This window comes from Bizionia gelidisalsuginis, assembly GCF_008086185.1.
Lineage (GTDB): Bacteria > Bacteroidota > Bacteroidia > Flavobacteriales > Flavobacteriaceae > Bizionia > Bizionia saleffrena.
In genome coordinates this window covers 68,190-87,718 of record NZ_VSKN01000007.1, presented here as the reverse complement: position 1 = coordinate 87,718, position 19,529 = coordinate 68,190, and the positions used below count along the sequence as shown (strand labels likewise).

Below are 19,529 nucleotides of genomic sequence, written 5' to 3'. Positions count from 1 at the left end.
ATTTTAAATCTGTTGTAAGACCTCATCAAAGGAGGTCTTTAAAATTTTAATAACGGTTTCCATCTCATCTATGTTTAAATGACCAAACCCCAGTCGTATTGCACAAATATCTTTATTTTGGTACAGTATCGTTTTAGGTAAAAACAAGTTGTTTTTTTTTGTTGTTTCTGCCAATTTAATAAGTGATATTGTAGGTTCAAAACACAACCAAACAGCTAAACCTCCTACAGGCACTTGCCAAGTTGCGTGTGCGTTAAAATGCCTCTGTAAACAGGCACACAAAAGATCGCGTCTTTGCTTATACACCGTACTGTTTTTTTTAATTAATCGATGTATTTCACCTTCAGAAATAAGCTCTTTAAGTATTTGCTTCTGAATTAAATCGCCTTGTTTATCCAGTATTTGTAAATAGTTTTTGGCTTCCTTAATAATGTTTTCTGGCGCCACTACAAACCCTATTTGAAAACTAGGAAAAAAAGACTGTCCCAACCTGCCTAGATAAATAACAACACCCTGACCGTCGGCACTCGCCATTGGTACCATAGCAGAACCATCAAACTGAAAGTCGTAATCGAAATCATCTTCTATTATGGCAAAACCGTAGGATTTCGCTAGTTTCAATAATTTTAATCGCCTTTCGGCTGAAAGTGTGACAGTTGTAGGATATTGCCTGTGAGCACATACATACACACAACGTATACTCTGTTTTGTAAAGTTCTGTTCAATAAAATCAACATCAATACCCTGCGTATCCACTGGAATGGTTATGATATTGGCTCCCGCTTGTTGAAAAATCATATTAGATTTGTAATGACTTAAATGACCAACAAGAACAACATCATTCTTTTGTATGAGAAGCTGCGACACGATGTATAAACTCATCTCTGTACTTCGAGTACTTACAATATTATACGGCTTTATATGAAAACCGCGCGTAGCATTTAAATAATTACATAACGCTGTACTAAAAGTGGTATACGATTGCTCTTGTCTTTGATTCCATTTAGAAATTAATGAGGTGCGTTTCATCGACGCACTGTACCATCGTGAAAATTGATGTGTAGGATGGAGTCTTAAATCGGGCTGGCCATCGTTAATCACATATTTACATACTGAAAATTCTTCAGTAGACGCCAAATTAATAGAGGGCTCAAACGGAAATCCTGCTGTTTTTGGGTACGCATTTAGTTTATCTAAACCTTGCGACGCCCCTTTTATAGCTGCTGTTTTCTTTTCTGGTTTTAACACAAAAGTCCCTTTGTTGGCTATAACATCTACCCAGCCTTGCGATGCAAGTTCTTCATAGACCGCAACTGCTGTGTTTCTATTTATAGAAAGTAGAGCACTAAATTTTCTCGTCCCTGGTAACACTGTACCTTCGGGTAAATAACCACGCTGTATGGCATTGATAATTTGTTGGGCTATTTGAATATAAATTGAAGTGCTTGGCGACTTTTCAAAATATATTAGTGCTTTCAGCATATCATTAACCGGACTATTCATTGTTTTAGAACTGGACTACTTTAGTGATCCGGAAAGTTACTAATTTTGTAGCTCAAAAAAACAAGAATACTTTTAATTATGAAATTTACCCCTTTATTTATTTTGCTTGTCCTCTTGTCTATGGCAACACAAGCACAGAATTTAGAACTTGAACACGTTTTAGACTCGGTAATTATTACCTCTACACGAATTGATTTACCGTTTTCAGAAAACTCTCGAACCATTACAGTAATTACTAAAGACGATATTAAAAAAAGTGCAACAAACAATGTTGCCGATTTATTACAACAATTTGCCGGAGTAGATGTAAGACGAAGAGGCGCTAGCGGTATGCAAGCAGATTTATACATTCGTGGTGGTGGTTTCGACCAAACGTTGTTATTAATAGACGGTATAAAAGTAGATGACGCACAAACAGGACATCACACTTTAAATATGGCTTTACCCATAGAACTTATTGAGCGCATAGAAATCATTAAAGGCCCTGCCGCTAGAGTTTTTGGACAAAACGCTTTTACAGGAGCCGTAAATATTGTCACCATAAAGAATACAGGAGATCAAGTGTCGATAAACGCTCAAGCGGGTTCTTATGGTCAGCTTCACGGCTCTGTTTTAGTGGCTAGTCAGTATGAAAACTCCTCACATATTGTGCAGGTTTCTAGAAACACTTCCGAAGGTTACAGATATAACACAGATTATGACAATCAGAATTATTTTATTAAAAGTTCCTTTAACACAAAAAATACGCCTATTGACGTGATCGCTTCATTTCAAGAAAGGAAATTTGGTGCCAACGGATTCTATTCAAGCCCCTCTGCTATTAATCAATACCAAGAAACCCAAGCGAGTTTAGTAGGTGTTTCGACTGAAATAAGAACCGAAAAACTAACTCTAAAACCAAAACTATATTGGAGAAGAAATCAAGACACCTACGTTTTTGTAAGAGAAAATCCTTCCATATATAGAAACCTACATCAAACTAATAACGTAGGTGCTGCCGTAAATGCTTCGTATACCTCTAAAATGGGGGTTACCGGTTTTGGTGTGGATGTCGCAAAAGTGTATTTATCAAGTAATAATTTAGGAGATAGAAACCGGTTTACAACAACGCTATTTTTAGAACACCGATTCAAGCTATTAAATAATAAATTAGATATTACTCCTGGGGTTGCCGTCAACTATTTTTCTGATTTTAAATTCCACGCCTTCCCAGGTTTAGATTTAGGTTATAAATTAAATGACGATTTAAAAATCTACGGAAACATTGGTTATACCTATAGAATTCCAACTTACACCGATTTATATTATAGTGATCCTACCACATTAGGGAACGAAGATTTAGATCCAGAAGAAGCTATTGCTGAAGAATTAGGGTTAAAATTCAACACCGGAAGATTCAACGCTTCACTTGCTCTTTTTAATAGAGATTCTAAAAAATTAATAGACTATGTTAAGGAAAACGAAACCGATTTATGGGTAGCCACCAATATTAGGGATTTAAACACAAAAGGCGTTGAATTTAATACTACTTATGGTTTTACACTTGGAGGTTTCAACCAAAATATTAAAGGGGGTTACACCTTTTTAAAAGATAATTTAAAAGAAGTAAGCAACTTTTCTAAATATTCTATCAATTCCTTAAAACACCACGCAACAGCAGGTTTACAAACGCAGTTTCTAAAAAACCTTTCTCAAAATATTATTTATAAATATGCCGAAAGAACTTCTGGGGAAAGCTATACTGTGGTAGATGCTAGTGTAAATTACAAACTAAAAACTATGGAATTTTCTATACTTGCCAATAACATTTTTAATACGGACTATACCGAAACTAACTTGGTGCCTATGCCAAAAGGAAACCTACTCTTTGGTCTAAAATATAAATTTAAATAAGAAATAAATTCTTAATTGAAGCACCAATTTTAAAGCCCCAACGTTTTAGAAACTGTAGACTTTAAAAACCAACGCTATTGAACCTGAATATTGAAAACATTCTTCCTGTAAAAACTATCGCAAAAGAGGGCTTTTAAAATACAAAAACTTCTCTTATAACAAAAACTCAGCATACTTCAACTCCTATGAGCGAGATAAAACACAATTGGACAACACAAGAGATTCTAAACATTTATAAGAAACCTATGATGGAGTTGCTTTACGAAGCGGCCACCATTCACCGTTTACATCACGACCCAAATACCGTACAAGTAAGCACATTATTATCTATTAAAACCGGAGGCTGCTCTGAAGATTGCGGGTATTGCCCGCAAGCGGCACGTTACCACACCAATGTGGAAGGTAATGACTTAATGACGGTACAACACGTGAAAGCACAAGCTTTACGCGCAAAATCTGGAGGAAGCTCTCGTGTTTGTATGGGGGCTGCCTGGAGAAATGTTAAAGATGGTGAAGAATTTGATCAAGTTTTAGAAATGGTTCGTACCATTAACAAACTAGATATGGAAGTATGTTGCACCTTAGGAATGGTGACAGAAAACCAAGCAAAGCGTTTAGCCGAAGCAGGTTTATATGCCTACAACCACAACTTAGATTCGTCAGAAGACTATTATAAAAAAGTTATTTCTACTCGCGGTTTCGAAGACCGCTTAAAAACCATAGATAACGTACGTAAAACTAATGTTACCGTATGTTCTGGTGGTATTATTGGTATGGGCGAAAAAGTAGAAGACCGGGCAGGAATGCTCGTTGCTTTATCCACTTTAAATCCGCAACCAGAATCGACACCAATTAATGCTTTGGTTGCTGTTGAAGGCACACCACTAGAAGACCAACAGCCTATTGAGATTTGGGATATGATTAGAATGGTCGCAACGACTAGAATTGTAATGCCAGAAACACAAGTGCGTTTAAGTGCCGGACGAACACAAATGACGAGCGAAGGGCAAGCGCTATGCTTTTTTGCCGGTGCAAACTCTATTTTTGCAGGAGATAAATTACTAACCACACCCAACCCAGAGGTCAGTGAAGACCTGAAAATGTTTGAAACCTTAGGATTAAATCCCCAAAAGCCCTTTACAAAAAAGGGGCAACCACAAACAGTTGAAGCAGCAGATTCTAAAATTGAAGCTTTAGGAGAAAAACCAAAATGGACACGCCCTGAGCACAAAATTGAACGAAATGAATTGGCCAAACAAAACAGAAAATTATCACAATAGTTAAAATATTATTATAAGATTTCTAGTTTACTAACGTTTTCTTAACTTTGTAAGCTAAAATCTTAAACCATTTGAAACTGAACCTTAGCAATATACCCCGTGTAAAAACCATTTCGAAAGAAGACTTTATACGTCAATATTTTAAGCCTCAGAAACCTGTAGTTATTGAGCGTTTTATAGAGGATTGGCCAGCCTATTCTAAATGGAATTTAGCATATATTAAAAAAGTGGCCGGCGAAAAAACGGTGCCACTTTACGATGATAGACCTGTAGACTATAAAGATGGTTTTAACGAGCCACACGCTACAATGAAAATGAACGATTATATCGATTTATTAAATCGAGAGCCTACAAAATTTAGAATATTTTTATGGAATGTCTTAAAAGAGGCGCCAATACTCCAAAAAGATTTTTCGTATCCAGACTTTGGTTTGCGATTAATGAAGGGCTTACCAATGCTTTTTTTTGGAGGGAAAGACGCGTATACATTTATGCATTACGATATTGATTTGGCTAACATATTTCATTTTCATTTTGAAGGTAAAAAAGAAATTATTCTATTCGACCAAGCGCAGAACAAGTATTTATATAAAGTTCCGCATTCTTTAATTACTAGAGAGGATATTAACTTTTCGGATCCAGATTTCGAAAAATGGCCCGATTTAAAAAAAGCAAGAGGGTGGTATTGCGAATTAAATCACGGAGAAGTGCTATATATGCCAGAAGGCTATTGGCACTATATGCGTTATATTACCCCTGGTTTTTCAATGAGTTTACGAGCTATTGCTAGACGCCCTAAAAATTTAGGAAAAGCGATATATAATATAATTGTAATGCGTAATTTTGATAATATTATGAGACGTTTAAAAGGTCAGGAATGGATAGACTGGAAAAACGAAAAAGCAGTAACTAAAACAAAAAATACATAATTTAGATATGAAAAAATTACTATTAGTAGCCGTGCTATTATCTGCCTTTTTAGCAAATAGCCAATCGTTTTCTGGTAAAGGTGATCAGAAATTTTTTATAGGTGCAAATATTCAAGACAATGCTTCGGGTCTTAATGTTGGTTACGATTACGGATTGGGAGAAAACTTCTCTATTGGTGTAAATTCTACCTATGCTATAAACGTAAATAACGGCGTAGAAAAGGCATTTGCCGATCGTTTCGATTTAAAAGCCCGGTTTAATGCGAATTTAGGAAATGTAGTAAACATAAGCGAAAACTTCGATATTTACCCTGGAGTAAGTGTGAGTTTAAAGAATTTTGGCGGACATTTGGGTATGCGTTACTTTTTTACTAATGGCTTCGGAATTTATTCAGAATTTGGAACCGCTTTAGCAAAATACAACTCAGATTGGCTAACACCCTCAGAGAAAATCCATAACCAATTTACAGTAAATGTAGGCGCTATTTTCAACTTATAGAAATAAACACGCAACATACATTTTATAAAAAAGTCTTTCAAGATAATCCTGAAAGACTTTTTTTTATGTTTTATTTTATCGACTCGTTAACTTTATCATACACCAAATAAGATTCCCAACCGCGATATAATAAATAATCAATTAACTTCTTCTTTTTTTTATAAATGTCCTTCTCTTTTAATAAAAGCGCTTTTTTTTCGGCTAAATAGTTGAAAACTTCGATGTACTCATCATTTTCAATTTCCATAAGTGCTTGATTTACATTATATTTAGAGATATCCTTTCTCTTAAGTTCACGAGTTAAGCGATGCTTGCCCCATTTTTTAATATTGAACTTACCACGTACAAATGTTTTGGCAAAACGTTCTTCGTTGAGAAAGTTATGCTCCAAAAGATGAACGATAATGACATCTGATGCTTCAGGTATCATATTCATACTTTTTAACTTTTGTCGCACCTCTTGGTGACACCGTTCTTGATAGGCACAGTAATACTCAAGCTTTTTTTTAGCTTCATCTACTGTAAATGTTTTAACGTTTTGAAACATAGATCAAAAATAAACAAATAATGTACAACAATAAACAGCACGATTATGAAAATCAAATTACTTTTTATCACTCTTCTTTTTAGCTGTTTAGGTATTAGTCAAACCACTATCTACACTGAAAATTTTACAAACCAGCTAAATAAAGGAGCTACTTACAACGCCGCCACGGGGTTAACCGAAATAGACCTCTCTGGCGTAACATGGTCTATAGATGTTAGCGCAATAAGCTTAAACGAGACAAGCGACTGGTTTAAAGTTAATGACGACACAGAATTTATAGAAGGAAGAGATTTAGACGGCACGGCCATTTGGTTTTCGCCCGTAATTGATATTAGCAACTTTACAAATATTCAATTTTCAATAGATGCAAGTGAGAGCTCTCCTACAGAAGATAATCTTGAAAATAACGACACTTTTATTACCGAATTTAGTTTAGATGGCGGCTTATGGACGCTAGCAGGAAATAATGGTTCTATCCAAAATGATTTTGTAGACACCGCAGTATCACATAACACATTTTTAAATGGTTCTACTCTAGAATTACGCGTCAGTATTTCAACTAATGCTAATGATGAGCGCATACGACTAGACACTATTATTATAGAAGGTATAGCCCCAACGTCTCCAACAATCATCATAAATCCAAATTCTAATAGCGTTACGGGATTAACAAATGTGGAAGGTAATGTGCCTTTAACTTATGAAACCTTTACCGTTCAAGGCTCTGCACTTACTAACGATATCACTCTTAATGCTCCTGCAAATTTCCTAATTTCAGACACATTTAATGGCCCCTATCAACCTAGCATAACTTTAATACCGACTGCTGGAGAAGTTTTTACAAGCACAATCTATACCCAGTTAAATTTTTCTGCTGTTGTTGGAACACACAATGAGATTATAAATATTTCAAGTACTGGTGCTCCAACTAAAACCGTTGGTGTTTCGGGAGAAGTATTCCCGTATATACCGTCAGGAGATTGTACGGAATTATTTATTTCAGAATATCACGAAGCAGCAACTGGAACACCTAACGAACAATATTTAGAACTTTACAACCCTACAAATACAAGTATAGACCTGACTAATTATCAACTCGCTCGTTTTAAAAATGGACTAACCAACACGCCGCCGCTTATAAGAACACTAAACGGAAACATAGCCCCCTACACCACCTATTTAATCGCTAGAAACAACTCTATACTTTGCGGCAGCGGAACACCAGATTACTGTACAGGAAGCACAGTAATGAACTTTGACGGTAATGATGTAATTACCCTTCAAAATAGTGCTGGAATTAATATAGATACCGTTGGAGATTTAGGTGTAAATAATATGTTTGGGCAAAACGTAGATTTAGCCCGAAATACAAATATACAGACACCAACAACAACTTATTCTCCTTCAGATTGGACCTCTTCCCCTTCAAATAATACTACCAATTTGGGATATTATTTTAACGATTGTCAGTGTTCGGGAATCACTATTTGGGACGGTTTAAATTGGTCTATTACTCCAGACAGTAATACTAGCGCCATTTTAAATGCAAATTACACTACTGGAATTGCAGGCCAACCAAGCTTTTCAGCGTGCCGATTAACCATTAGTAGTGGTGTAAGTTTAACCATTCAGGATAATACCTCTGTAAAAATTAATAATGTGGTCATTAATAAAGGGAGTTTAGTAATTCATGACAAAGGAAGTTTTGTACAAGAAAACAACTCGGCACCTTTTATAAATAATACCAGCAGCGCCTCTCCGGTTATGGTACATAAACGAACGGCGCCGGTAAACTATTGGTATGAGTACACCTATTGGAGCTCACCTGTTCCAGAAGAAACTTTAGAAACTTTTTTACCAGACACTTCACCATCTCGTAAATTCAAATTTAATGGTAGCGCATTTGCAGACGTTTATGCAGAAACTCTAAACAATAACGACACAAGCACTCTAGGACAAGACGATGTAGACGACGATGGAAACGATTGGGAATACGCATCAGGCTTTATGATTCCTGGAAAAGGTTATGCGGCAACTTTAAGTCCTATAGATTTAACTGGCCCAAGTGGTGGCACCAATGGAATTTTAAAAACGTTTAAAGGAAACACCTTAAACACAGGAACCATCGGTATTCCCGTAAACAGAAATGATACGATAACAGAAGATAATAACTGGAACCTTATTGGAAACCCTTATCCCTCGGCTATCGATATTAATTTATTTTTTGCTGAAAACCAATATGGATTAGGCCCTAACGGCGTGTTAGAAGGTGCTATCTATTATTGGTCGCAAAACGCACCGCCATCGAGTACAAACAACGGAAATCAAGTTTTAAATTTTGACACTATGGACTACGCCATTTACAATGGCTCTGGAGCCCATATTGCAGGAGAACTCCACCCCAGTTCTGTCCAATACATACCTAATGATTATATTCCGTCTGGGCAAGCCTTTTTTGTGTTGTATGACGATGATGCGGCCTCAAATAATGGAAATGTTATATTTAGAAACAGTATGCGAGTACCCGAAAATAACGAACAATTCTATAGAGCACATTCAACAAACCAAGCTAACAGACTGTGGTTAAATCTTAGTAATACTACTATATTTAGCCAGACGGCGATAGCGTATATCGATAATGCTACCAATGGCGATGATGGTGCTATTTACGATGCTCCACGCTATTTTAACGGTAGTTCTGCGATGCTGGTCTCTTTTGCCGAAAACAGCAATAAACCTCTAGCTATTCAAGGTAAGCAGACCAATGCTTTAAATTTGAATGAAGTTATTTCACTAGGTTTTACAACCGCTATTGATTCGTTAACATCTTACACTATTGGAATCGATCATTTTGAAGGCGCCTTTTTAACAGCCAATGCTATTTATCTAAGAGATAATGAACTTAATATTTTTCACGACTTAACAACAGAAAGCTATACCTTTAACTCTGAGAAAGGACAGTTCAATACTAGATTTGAAGTTGTTTTTACGCAACCTAGCCTAGCCACAGAATCGTTTATTGTTTCTGAAAACTTCCTAATCATCTTTGAAGATAGAAATAACGAGACCACATTTAAGGTTGCTAATAACCACAACATCGATAGCGTTAAAATCTACGATGTCTACGGCCGCCTTTTATATGACTTAAAAGGTGTCAATAATTCTGAAACATATCATTTATCTCAAGTAAACAGTGCTGCGTATATTGCCAAAGTAACACTACGAAACGGACAAATAATTACAAAAAAAGCACTAAAGAAATAATAATTTAAATTCAATGGCTTTTAAGATGTTTTTCTACAACGTATATTTTAAAGACACAATAAGATTTCTACCTGGAGCAGCAATACCAGAAGAGTAGGTTTTATAACGTCTATCAGTTATGTTTTCTAAACTAGATGTAAGCACTACAGCGTTATTAAATTGGTACTGGATTCTAAAATTTAAAGTACTCCACGCTGGCGAATAAGGTTGCCCATTAGCGTCTACAGCGTAGAGATACGCTTTTTTTGTTTCGGATGGTGCTAACTTATAAAAAGATAATTCGCTATTGTATTTTAAATAAGCGTCCGCACTTAATTTGTTATTTTGCCAAATGAAATGCGTATTTCCAAAATGTGGTGCCACGTGTCGTACCGGAACTTCAATAGTATTTGTAGTTTCTGAGCCACCAATAACCGAATATTGCGAAGTAAGCTTAAATTCTTCGGTAAACTTTATTTCTGTTCCCAGCTCGAAACCATACACACGTGCCTCAGAGGCATTTTGAAGCGATTGCACCGTACTCAACTCGCCAATATACATAATCGCCGTTTCTCCGTTTAAATCGCCATCTTTTCGCACCAATGCATTATCTAAATAAGTGTAATAGGTGGCCGCGTCCAACACTACTGTATTATTAAAATTTAAAGTCACACCCAACTCTCCCCCGTACGCGTATTCCGGTTTTAAGTTAGTATTGGGCACTACCACTGCGCCTGGTTCCGAGTCAAAAACCTTACCTATATCATCAATATTTGGCGCTCTAAAGGCCGTTGACAAATTAAATCGCCAATGAATAATATTATTAGGCAACCAACTTATTCCCGCTGACCCTGTTAAGGCATCTGCTGTATTTTTAGACGTTGTAAATGGTAAATCTAAATAAACATTATTTTCTTCGAAATCGGCAAAAGAGGTTATATAATTGTAACGCAAACCCATTTGAAAAACAAATTTTTGATTCGGCTTATATTTTATACTGGAATATAAAGCAGCCGATTGCCATCGTGAACCATTAGGATATCTGGATACTATATTTTCTGTGACGCCAGTAATACGATTCTCTTTCTTGGCTATAGACGACACATGGTTATAAACGTACTCTGCACCGTAATGAAAGATTGTGTTATCACTTAACTTTTTCTCTAAATCTAAATTAAAAGACACTGCCGCGACAGACTCTTCTTTTATAGATCGTGAGAGGGACTGAAAATTTCTATCTATTCTACTTTCTTGAAAATTCTGAAAGGCTACCGTTGCCTGAATCTTATCGTATAAATTAGAACTACTACTTAATTTAGTTACATTTACATTGGTCATAAACCAGCGTTGCGGACCGTAATACCATTCTGCTGATTTTAAAACAGCGTCATCATAGCGAATTAATCGATCGTATCGTGGTGTATTAGAAGTTGTAGTGTAATACAAACCAAGATCGAAACTTAAATTTTCTTTAGGTTCAAAACGCACTTTCTGCATCGCATTAATCTGGTCGTAACCCGTGTGCTTTTGGAGTTTTGGTTTATCATTTTTCACCATTACATCGACGCCCGCAGTAGTTACGACGTAATTTGGTCGTAAATAGTCGTCCGGGCCATTTTTACCCATTCGCAAATCGTCGAAATAGGTATACGTTACATGCGATAAAAACGCCCATTTTTCTAAGCCGAAATTCACATCAAAATGGGCTGTTTTTTCTTGATTAGCACTAGCATACCTTACCACTGCTTGAGCTTTTGTGTACAAAACATCTGAATAAGAAAGCTGAGGTTTCTGTGTGTAAAAACTCATTACGCCACCAATAGCATCGCTACCATAAATAATAGAACCGGCTCCTAAAGTCACCTCTGTTTTTTGTATCGAAAAGGGATCGATAGCAATTACATTTTGAAGGTTTCCGCCTCTAAAAATAGCATTATTCATACGCACACCATCTACAGTAATCAACAATCTATTAGTCGAAAAACCTCTAATTAAAGGACTTCCTCCACCTAACTGACTTTTCTGAATAAAGACCTGCCCTGTATTCTCTAAAGCATCGGCACTAGTTTGCGGGTTGCTAAAGGCTATAGATTTCGCATTAAAACTGATGATTTTATTAGGAATATCTTTTCTGTTTTGTTTAAATCGTGAAGCAGAAATAACAATTTCGCCTAATGCTTCATTGTTTGCTTTAAGAACGATTCTCGAGTTTTTAATTGCTGATTTCTTTATTTTTTTAAGCTGAAACGCTAAATGTTTAAAATATATTTTTTCATCGAATGGAAAGCGCTTCAAATTTACTTCTCCATTAAAATCGCTAATCTCGCTTACCGTTTTGTCTTTATTAAACACAGCAACGCCAACAATAGGTGCGCTTAACTCTTCTTCTACTATTTGAATCGTTTGAGCCCTCGATGCAAAAGAAAATAACGCAAAAAACAGAACACTAAAAATTACTTTATTCGCACAATTAGTTAAATACTTCATTAAAGACTTGTAGAGATTTTGGTTTTTTAAAGGCTCCTAAATGCAACTCAAAATACAACAACATAATCCCTAAAAAGGCTTGCCTTTGAGTCCCATTTATTTTCACTGCTTCTAAAGTATCAAAATTTGTGCCCAACAGCTGTTTTAATAAGACTAAATTTTCTGATGAAATAGCATACCTACTTTCTTTCTCAAATTGAAATTCGCCATCGTTTAAGTTAAAGTAAGGCGCATCAATTTCTGTTTTATCGGGATAAAAACCGAGATGTTTCGAAAGATTTAAAAGAAAAAGCAGATGAAAATTCGCGTACGTTTCGTTGGTATCTAACCACTGCAATGTGGCTTCCAAATAATTAAAAAGCGTGTCGTTTTGTTCCTCTTCTTGTAGCGCACTAGAAAGTACTTCAGCTAAAAATATAACAACAGCACTTTTTAAAACGTTGGTGTGTAAGGTCGCATAGAGGTAACTAATTTTTACTTCTTTAATGTATTGCAATCCTCTTTTCTCTTTATAATCGGTTACCAAATGAAGTTGCGACAACTCTTGAAAATAAGCTACTTTAGAATATGCTTTTCTAGATTTAAATACACCACGCAAAAGATAGCTAACAATTCCGTCATTTTGGGTGTAGCATTTTACAATTAAATCGCTGTCTCTATACTTGATTTTAGAAAGCACTATGGCTTTTGTCTCCGTAAACATTAACGTACCACCATTACTTTTAGCACTTTAGTTTCGAAGCTATCTAAATCGGATAATAATATTAAATACACCCCAGACGCCACCGTTCTACCTGCTAAATTTTTACCATTCCATAAGGCTGTTCCGCCATCGACCTCTAAATTATACCCTTTAAATTTTGTATTGGTTTGCGATTCGGCTTCTGTTACCAAATTACCTTCGATATCTGTGATTTTTATATTTACATTCTCCGTCAGCCCTTTTATTTTTACTTTTTCTTGATTAAGGTTAAACGATGGTCGCACCGGATTTGGATACACGTAAGCATCTTCTAAGCTTTCTTGGGTTTTCGACGTGTCGCTTCTAAATGAAACCACGCCTTTATCGGTGGCCATATACACAATTCCGTTAACCTCATCTAGAGCCACATCGACAACGTTATTTGAAGGTAGCGGAGAATTATCCATTGTAAAATGATAAATCGTTTTTTGACCGTCTGATGAAAAATAATAAACACCGGTTCCTAAAGTAGCTATCCATTTATTATTAGAGCCATCGACATTGATACTCGTAATAAATTGCTGGTATAGTAATTCACTTGGAGTGCCATTATCTAGAACAATAATTGAAGACACATTAAAGCTGGGATTACTAAAAAACTCTGCCCCACTATAAATTACGCGCAGCCCTTTACCTGTACCAATCCATACTGTATTACTTTTATCTACAGCCACACTGTACACCGCTGCTATTGGCATATTATAATCGTCAGATGAAATACTTTTTAATAAGGTTTCCGGTCCTGTATTATCAAAACCAATAATTCCTTTTTTATAGCCTCCCAACCATTTTACGCCGTTGTCATCAACAGCCAAAGAACTATAACCAAACTCGGAGTTTGCAGTTGGAAGAATAGCACTAAAATTATAACTATCCCAAACCCCCGTACTAATATTAAAAGATTTTAGTGGACTAGCTGTTTTCGCATTTGTGCACCATAAAACACCGTCATTATCGATTACAGAAGCACTATTTCTTATATCGATTCCCGCAGAACTAGACGATTGAAAACTACTATTATTAACACCATACAGCACCGCGGGGATGTCGTTATTAACCTCTAATAAACCATGCAAAAAAGAGTTGATAAAGACCTGATTATAATTTAAAGGATTAACATTTATCGTGTTCAAATTTACTGCTCCCAAAACACTGTCGAACGGCACATTCACCCAAGACTCTTGTTTTAAATGACTAAAACCTCTTTGCCTTAAGGGATAAGGGTTAAAGGTTACCGAATAATCTCCATACGTTACCCACAGGTTTTTATCTGCTGCCGCAATAGCAAATGCGGTATTAGAGATAGGGCTGTCTGGATGGATTTCTTCATACTCTAAAGGCGCTTCAAAAGGTGCTTTTAAAATACCGAAACCAATACGCCCACTATTAAAATCACCTTTAGTGCCGATATAAACAGCATCGTTTACACTGGTTCCTGAAGTGAAATCTGTATTAAATTCGCTTATAACTCCCGAAGAAGCTAGTAATGTTAAATTTTCATCGTAAACAAAAAATTGCTTTAAAGTTGTAACTTGCAATCGGTTTTCTTCTGATTTAATTTGAACAGATGCGGTATTATAAGACGCACGCTCTACAAAATTAGTAGTTACCAGTTCGTACAATTTATTTACATTTCGCAAAGCATACACCGTATTATTTATAGCTTCTACACCCACCCAGTTGAAAGCGTTAATAAGTTGCCACTCTTGAAAATTCACAAGGTTAGGACTCGAAGCATCTGCCTTTCGCATTCCTGTAGTTGTCGCTGCGTAAATAAAACCATTGTTAATAGTAGTTTGATTTACTTTTAACTGCCCTCCGCCAGAACCTATAAAATAAGTGTCTCCAAATTCTAAATTTTGAATATCGTATAACGAAATACCATAATCTGTAGCGATATACGCAAAACCGTTAGACACCATAAAATGATTTATTTTTTTATCTACCGGAGGAATGGAAGGTTTATTTAAGATATCTACAACAGTTGTAATTTTCTTAGTCGATTCACTATATACTTGCATTAATCCAGTATCGAAGCCTATTAATAACACGCCACTTGCTTCATCATATTGTATAGTAGAAATAGGCTCCCCAGACAAACCGTTTATGGTAGATAGCTTCTCCATTTCTCGCGTTTGTACATTGTAAATAAAAACGGCATTCTCTGCCGCACCAAACACTCGATTTGTGCCTTGAGAAATATCTTTTATATCTAAATAACTAAAATACCCTTGCCACGAATTTGTAAAATCTTGAGCAGAGTTTAGCACGGGAATTAAAAGTAATAGTATAAATAAAGCTTTTATTTTCATTTGTTTAATTTTCGATATTTCTTTATAACGTTAATTATTACAAAAGTATATACAAAAAACAATAAAGCCCCTAAGTAGGAGCTTTTTATTACGCGATGTAGGTTTTGCTTAAACGACACCTTGAGCAAGCATCGCATCGGCAACTTTTACAAATCCAGCAATGTTTGCTCCTTTTACATAATCAATTTCCCCGGCATCGTTCTTTCCATAAGCTTCGCAGGAGGCGTGAATATGGTACATTATTTCTCGTAATTTTTCATCGACCTTTTCCTTTTTCCAGCTATATCGTAATGCGTTTTGGCTCATCTCTAACCCTGAGGTTGCCACACCTCCTGCATTCGCGGCTTTCCCCGGAGCAAATAACACATTTGCTTGTTGCAAAATTTCAATTGCCTTAGGTGTTGTTGGCATATTTGCACCTTCGGCAACAACCAGCACCTTATTTTTTACTAATTCTTCTGCTTCTCCTTTATTTAATTCATTTTGAGTTGCACACGGAATAGCAATATCACACGCAACCCCCCAAGGACGTTGGCCTTCAAAAAACTGTGCATTTTTATAAGTATCCAGATACTCTTGAATGCGTCCTCTATTTTCATTTTTAATCGTCATAATAACCTGAAGCTTTTCAGCATCTATTCCCTTCTCATCATAAATATATCCAGTAGAATCGGACATCGCGACAACCTTACCACCTAACTCTGTTATTTTTTGGCAAGCATATTGTGCCACGTTTCCAGATCCAGAAATAACCACTTTTTTATTTTTTATGGAATCGTTTTTGGTCTTTAACATACTCTGTATAAAATACACACAACCGTAGCCCGTAGCCTCAGGGCGAATTAAAGAACCTCCATAAGACAAGTCTTTACCAGTTAAAACACCCGTAAATTCATTTTTTATTTTTTTATAATAACCAAATAAATAGCCTATTTCGCGACTACCAACGCCAATATCTCCCGCAGGAACATCGGTATCTGCACCAATATGCCTAAATAACTCTCCCATAAACGACTGGCAAAAACGCATCACTTCATTATCGCTTTTCCCTTTAGGATTAAAATCGCTACCCCCTTTACCACCACCCAAAGGCAATGTCGTTAAGCTATTTTTAAACACTTGTTCAAATCCTAAAAACTTTAAAATACTAAGATTAACCGAAGGATGAAATCTTAAGCCGCCTTTGTAAGGCCCAATTGCAGAATTAAACTCTACTCTAAACCCACGATTTACTTGAACCTTTCCAGAATCGTCTAGCCAAGGCACTCTAAAAATAATAGCTCGTTCTGGTTCGACTATACGTTCTAAAAGCATTTTGTTTTGATACTTCGGATGGGCTTCTATAAAAGGAATAATAATTTCTGCTACTTCGTAAACGGCTTGAAGAAATTCCTTTTCATTGCTGTTTTTTTCTTTTACTGAATTAAAAAAAGCTTCAATTTTGGTTTGCATTACATTCTAAGAGATAAAATCATTATTATTAAAGATTACTAGCAACACGACCGTTATAGATAAAAAATTAACTTTTTTGTGATACATTTCGCTACATAGCAATTTATGATTTTTATTATAAAAAATTATACCTTTACGAAGTTTTCTGTATTTTTTATATATTGCTTGATAGTTAATCGCGATTTGATATATTTGTTGAATGAGAGGCTCTAAAATTGTCCTAATTATGCTAACAGCAAAACAATTATCCTTACTGTTTTTTATATTTTTTATTTCTAAGTCTGCTTTTTCTCAATTGGGCTTTTCTCACGAAATAGGAATTATTGCAGGTCCTGTTGCATTTAAATCTGACTATGGATTACGAACTAATTTAACTACCAATGCAGGAAATACTGGAGTAGGAATAGGTATCGTACATTTTTTAGATCTGGCCTATAGATCTAATCGTTATTCGTACTCAATAGATAACTTTATTTACGATCACTTTAAACTAAGAACAGAAATATCATACAACAAAACAAAGCTAGAACACTTTGGCAAGTATGTCGACCCTTCTAGAACTAGCGATGAAGCTCAACGGTTAAGAGATCATACGGGAGAAGCTAATAATCTTGATGTTGGGATGCAAATTGAATTTTATCCCTTTAGTATTAGAGATTTTCAAAATTTCTCAAGTCGATGGGCACCATTTATTAGCGCTGGCGCACATTTTGTAGCGTTCAATCCTAAAGTAAGCACCGCGTACTTAGGCGAAGGAGATCCTGGAAATATTAAAAATCTTAATAATTTCTACACACCCTGGTCCTCTCCTTATTTACCAGATCCTATCGATGCAAGCCCAGGAACAACGTGGTCTGTAGTTAGTAGTGTGGGTGTGCGATACAAGTTGAATGTAATGTCGGACTTAATGCTAGATTTACGCGGGCAATACTATTTTAATGACTGGATAGACGGATTAAATCACGGCTTACCAGATAATAAATATAATGATTGGATGGTATGGCTTAACTTCGGCTATATCTATTACTTAGAGTAATCGTTGCAAATTTGACCTAAAAAAAGAGAACTAAGAGTTACCGCTCTTTATACGCTAGCATGCAACCCAAAGCTTGTTTTAAATAGCTGTCAAACAACATATAAAAGTCACACTGTGTTTTACACATCTGCTACTTGTTAACTACTAGTTAAGAACTTTTATACCATGTAACGCGTTCAATGACCGCTTTATGAATAGTCCTGCACTGTATCGTCCAACGCAGTTGTTTTCAAGGATCTTACTTTAATATTTTAGTAGCATTCCCGTCGTCTACCCCGGGTTACTGAATAGTTTAACGCGAATTATTTTTATATTAAATTTCATCCAAATATTTTTTGATTAGAACTAAAATAACGCTTAATTAGCTCTATTCAAATCCAAGCACCACTTTAAACTATGTTTAACAGTTTCTCCATAAAGGCGTTAAAAACTATTTTAATCCTTGTTATTTCAGTCACCGTTTTTAGTTGTAAAAAAGAAACAACACTTACGTTTTCTACCACTTCCATTCTTACAGACAATGAAACGGTTGTGGAAGTTAATATCCCTAAAGCCGAAGGCAATACAGAAGCAGCACAAGCTATTAACAGAACCTTAGAAAACTACACTAATATGGCGTTAACCGTAGATTCTGCAAACACAATGCAACCAACAATCGAAGACAACATTACCGCGTTTAATGCGTCTTACAGCACTTTTAAAACTGAAATAGGGAAAACACTTTTAACCGATTTACCGTCGTGGGAGGCATTAGTAGATGGAGAAATTTCATTCCAAAACGAATCTATAATTTGTATTGTAATGAACTCGAGTATTAATACTGGCGGCGCACAAGGGATTTTTAATATAAAATTCTTCAACTTTGATGCCACGACAGGAGAAGAGTTACAAACAAAAGATTTAATTACCGATGTCGAAGCTTTTACAACCCTTGTTAAAAAACACTACGACAAAGAATTAGAAACGGGCTACGAAGCTAGCAACCTAGAGCCAAACGACGCGCCGTTTTCATTCCCCGAAAATCTGGGTTTTAGTGAAGACGGTGTTATTATATTTTACGACCGTTCTAGCAGCTTGTCTAACGACCCTCTAGAATTCACAATTTCTTATACGATTGCAAATAAATATTTAAAATTTTAGAGTGATTTTTTAAGCGCTAGAATATACCCCAAGTGAATGCCTTCGTGAAAATTATTAAACGCAATAGCGTGCTCCACATTACGTAAAATATTACCAGTAGTTACCGTATATTCTGTGTAATTTTTAAATAAGTTGTTATTGTAATCTTCTTCCATTTTTTCTACCGTTGAAAACAGCAACCCTTTAACCTCATCTACTTCTATTTGGGAAACAAAATGCTCAGCTTTTGTTCCTTTTCTATAGCTTGCTACCATTTTATCAGAGACATTCATTGGTATCCCAGATAAATTATAAACAAGTAATTGTTGGGTAACGATGGTATGTGCCACATTCCATATAATAGTGTTACTAAAACCTTCAGGTACTTTATTTAACTGTTCTAAGCTATAGTGTTCTAAAAAGCTTTTTAATAAGATCCTATTTTTTAAGGTGGTTTCGAAGGCGAAATTCATAAATATAATTTTAG

The 19,529-nt window shown here is 35.7% G+C and carries 14 protein-coding genes; 7 read left to right on the top strand and 7 right to left on the bottom strand.

Translation table 11 applies throughout. From position 1 onward, the window contains the following. Positions 1–3 precede the first annotated feature (3 nt). Complete coding sequence (locus ES677_RS07060) at positions 4–1,503, bottom strand: aminotransferase-like domain-containing protein (RefSeq protein ID WP_148380875.1); 1,500 nt, start codon at positions 1,501–1,503, stop codon at positions 4–6. 78 nt (positions 1,504–1,581) lie between these two features. Between ES677_RS07060 and ES677_RS07055 the strand changes: the two genes are divergently transcribed. From ES677_RS07055 to ES677_RS07040, 4 genes are all read left to right on the top strand, one after another. After that, positions 1,582–3,396, top strand: coding sequence for a TonB-dependent receptor (locus ES677_RS07055; RefSeq protein ID WP_148380874.1), 1,815 nt, complete (start codon positions 1,582–1,584; stop codon positions 3,394–3,396). A gap of 185 nt (positions 3,397–3,581) precedes the next feature. Further along, positions 3,582–4,676 carry a biotin synthase BioB gene (gene bioB / locus ES677_RS07050; protein WP_148380873.1) on the top strand — a complete coding sequence of 365 codons (1,095 nt, stop codon included), beginning with the start codon at positions 3,582–3,584 and terminating at the stop codon, positions 4,674–4,676. A gap of 71 nt (positions 4,677–4,747) precedes the next feature. Continuing rightward, the gene (locus ES677_RS07045) at positions 4,748–5,605 is read left to right on the top strand and encodes a cupin-like domain-containing protein (protein ID WP_148380872.1); all 858 of its coding nucleotides are present in this window, start codon (positions 4,748–4,750) and stop codon (positions 5,603–5,605) included. 7 nt (positions 5,606–5,612) lie between these two features. Next, positions 5,613–6,104: a DUF6646 family protein gene (locus ES677_RS07040; RefSeq protein WP_148369311.1), complete on the top strand. Its 492-nt coding sequence runs from the start codon at positions 5,613–5,615 to the stop codon at positions 6,102–6,104. A gap of 70 nt (positions 6,105–6,174) precedes the next feature. Here ES677_RS07040 and ES677_RS07035 read toward each other — a convergent pair whose 3' ends face one another. Next, on the bottom strand, positions 6,175–6,651 hold the full coding sequence (locus ES677_RS07035) for a regulatory protein RecX (RefSeq protein WP_148380871.1): 477 nt from the start codon (positions 6,649–6,651) through the stop codon (positions 6,175–6,177). A 45-nt stretch (positions 6,652–6,696) separates the two neighbouring features. Here ES677_RS07035 and ES677_RS07030 point away from each other — a divergent pair, with 45 nt between their 5' ends. Further along, positions 6,697–9,915, top strand: coding sequence for a lamin tail domain-containing protein (locus tag ES677_RS07030; protein ID WP_148380870.1), 3,219 nt, complete (start codon positions 6,697–6,699; stop codon positions 9,913–9,915). 33 nt (positions 9,916–9,948) lie between these two features. Here ES677_RS07030 and ES677_RS07025 read toward each other — a convergent pair whose 3' ends face one another. From ES677_RS07025 to gdhA, 4 genes are all read right to left on the bottom strand, one after another. Further along, on the bottom strand, positions 9,949–12,381 hold the full coding sequence (locus tag ES677_RS07025) for a TonB-dependent receptor plug domain-containing protein (protein ID WP_148380869.1): 2,433 nt from the start codon (positions 12,379–12,381) through the stop codon (positions 9,949–9,951). Next, entirely contained in the window at positions 12,365–13,084 is a 720-nt protein-coding gene (gene recO, locus ES677_RS07020; RefSeq protein ID WP_148369303.1) for a DNA repair protein RecO, read from the bottom strand. Before recO ends, ES677_RS07025 begins: the two co-directional genes overlap by 17 nt. Beyond that, positions 13,084–15,435, bottom strand: a complete 2,352-nt coding sequence (gene porZ, locus ES677_RS07015) for a type IX secretion system anionic LPS delivery protein PorZ (protein WP_148380868.1) — start codon at positions 15,433–15,435, stop codon at positions 13,084–13,086. Before porZ ends, recO begins: the two co-directional genes overlap by 1 nt. A 108-nt stretch (positions 15,436–15,543) precedes the next feature. Next, positions 15,544–16,887 carry an NADP-specific glutamate dehydrogenase gene (gene gdhA / locus ES677_RS07010; protein ID WP_148369299.1) on the bottom strand — a complete coding sequence of 448 codons (1,344 nt, stop codon included), beginning with the start codon at positions 16,885–16,887 and terminating at the stop codon, positions 15,544–15,546. A gap of 226 nt (positions 16,888–17,113) precedes the next feature. On the opposite strand from gdhA, the gene ES677_RS07005 reads away from it, so the two are divergent. Continuing rightward, the gene (locus ES677_RS07005) at positions 17,114–17,923 is read left to right on the top strand and encodes a THC0290_0291 family protein (RefSeq protein WP_148369296.1); all 810 of its coding nucleotides are present in this window, start codon (positions 17,114–17,116) and stop codon (positions 17,921–17,923) included. A gap of 396 nt (positions 17,924–18,319) precedes the next feature. Then, positions 18,320–19,063 (top strand): PdaC/SigV domain-containing protein, encoded by a 744-nt coding sequence (locus tag ES677_RS07000; RefSeq protein ID WP_148369295.1) that lies wholly within the window; start codon positions 18,320–18,322, stop codon positions 19,061–19,063. On the opposite strand, the gene ES677_RS06995 is transcribed toward ES677_RS07000, so the two are convergent. Next, the gene (locus tag ES677_RS06995; protein ID WP_148380867.1) at positions 19,060–19,515 is read right to left on the bottom strand and encodes a DinB family protein; all 456 of its coding nucleotides are present in this window, start codon (positions 19,513–19,515) and stop codon (positions 19,060–19,062) included. The two genes, ES677_RS07000 and ES677_RS06995, sit on opposite strands and share 4 nt — an antisense overlap. Between the last annotated feature and the right edge of the window lie 14 nt (positions 19,516–19,529).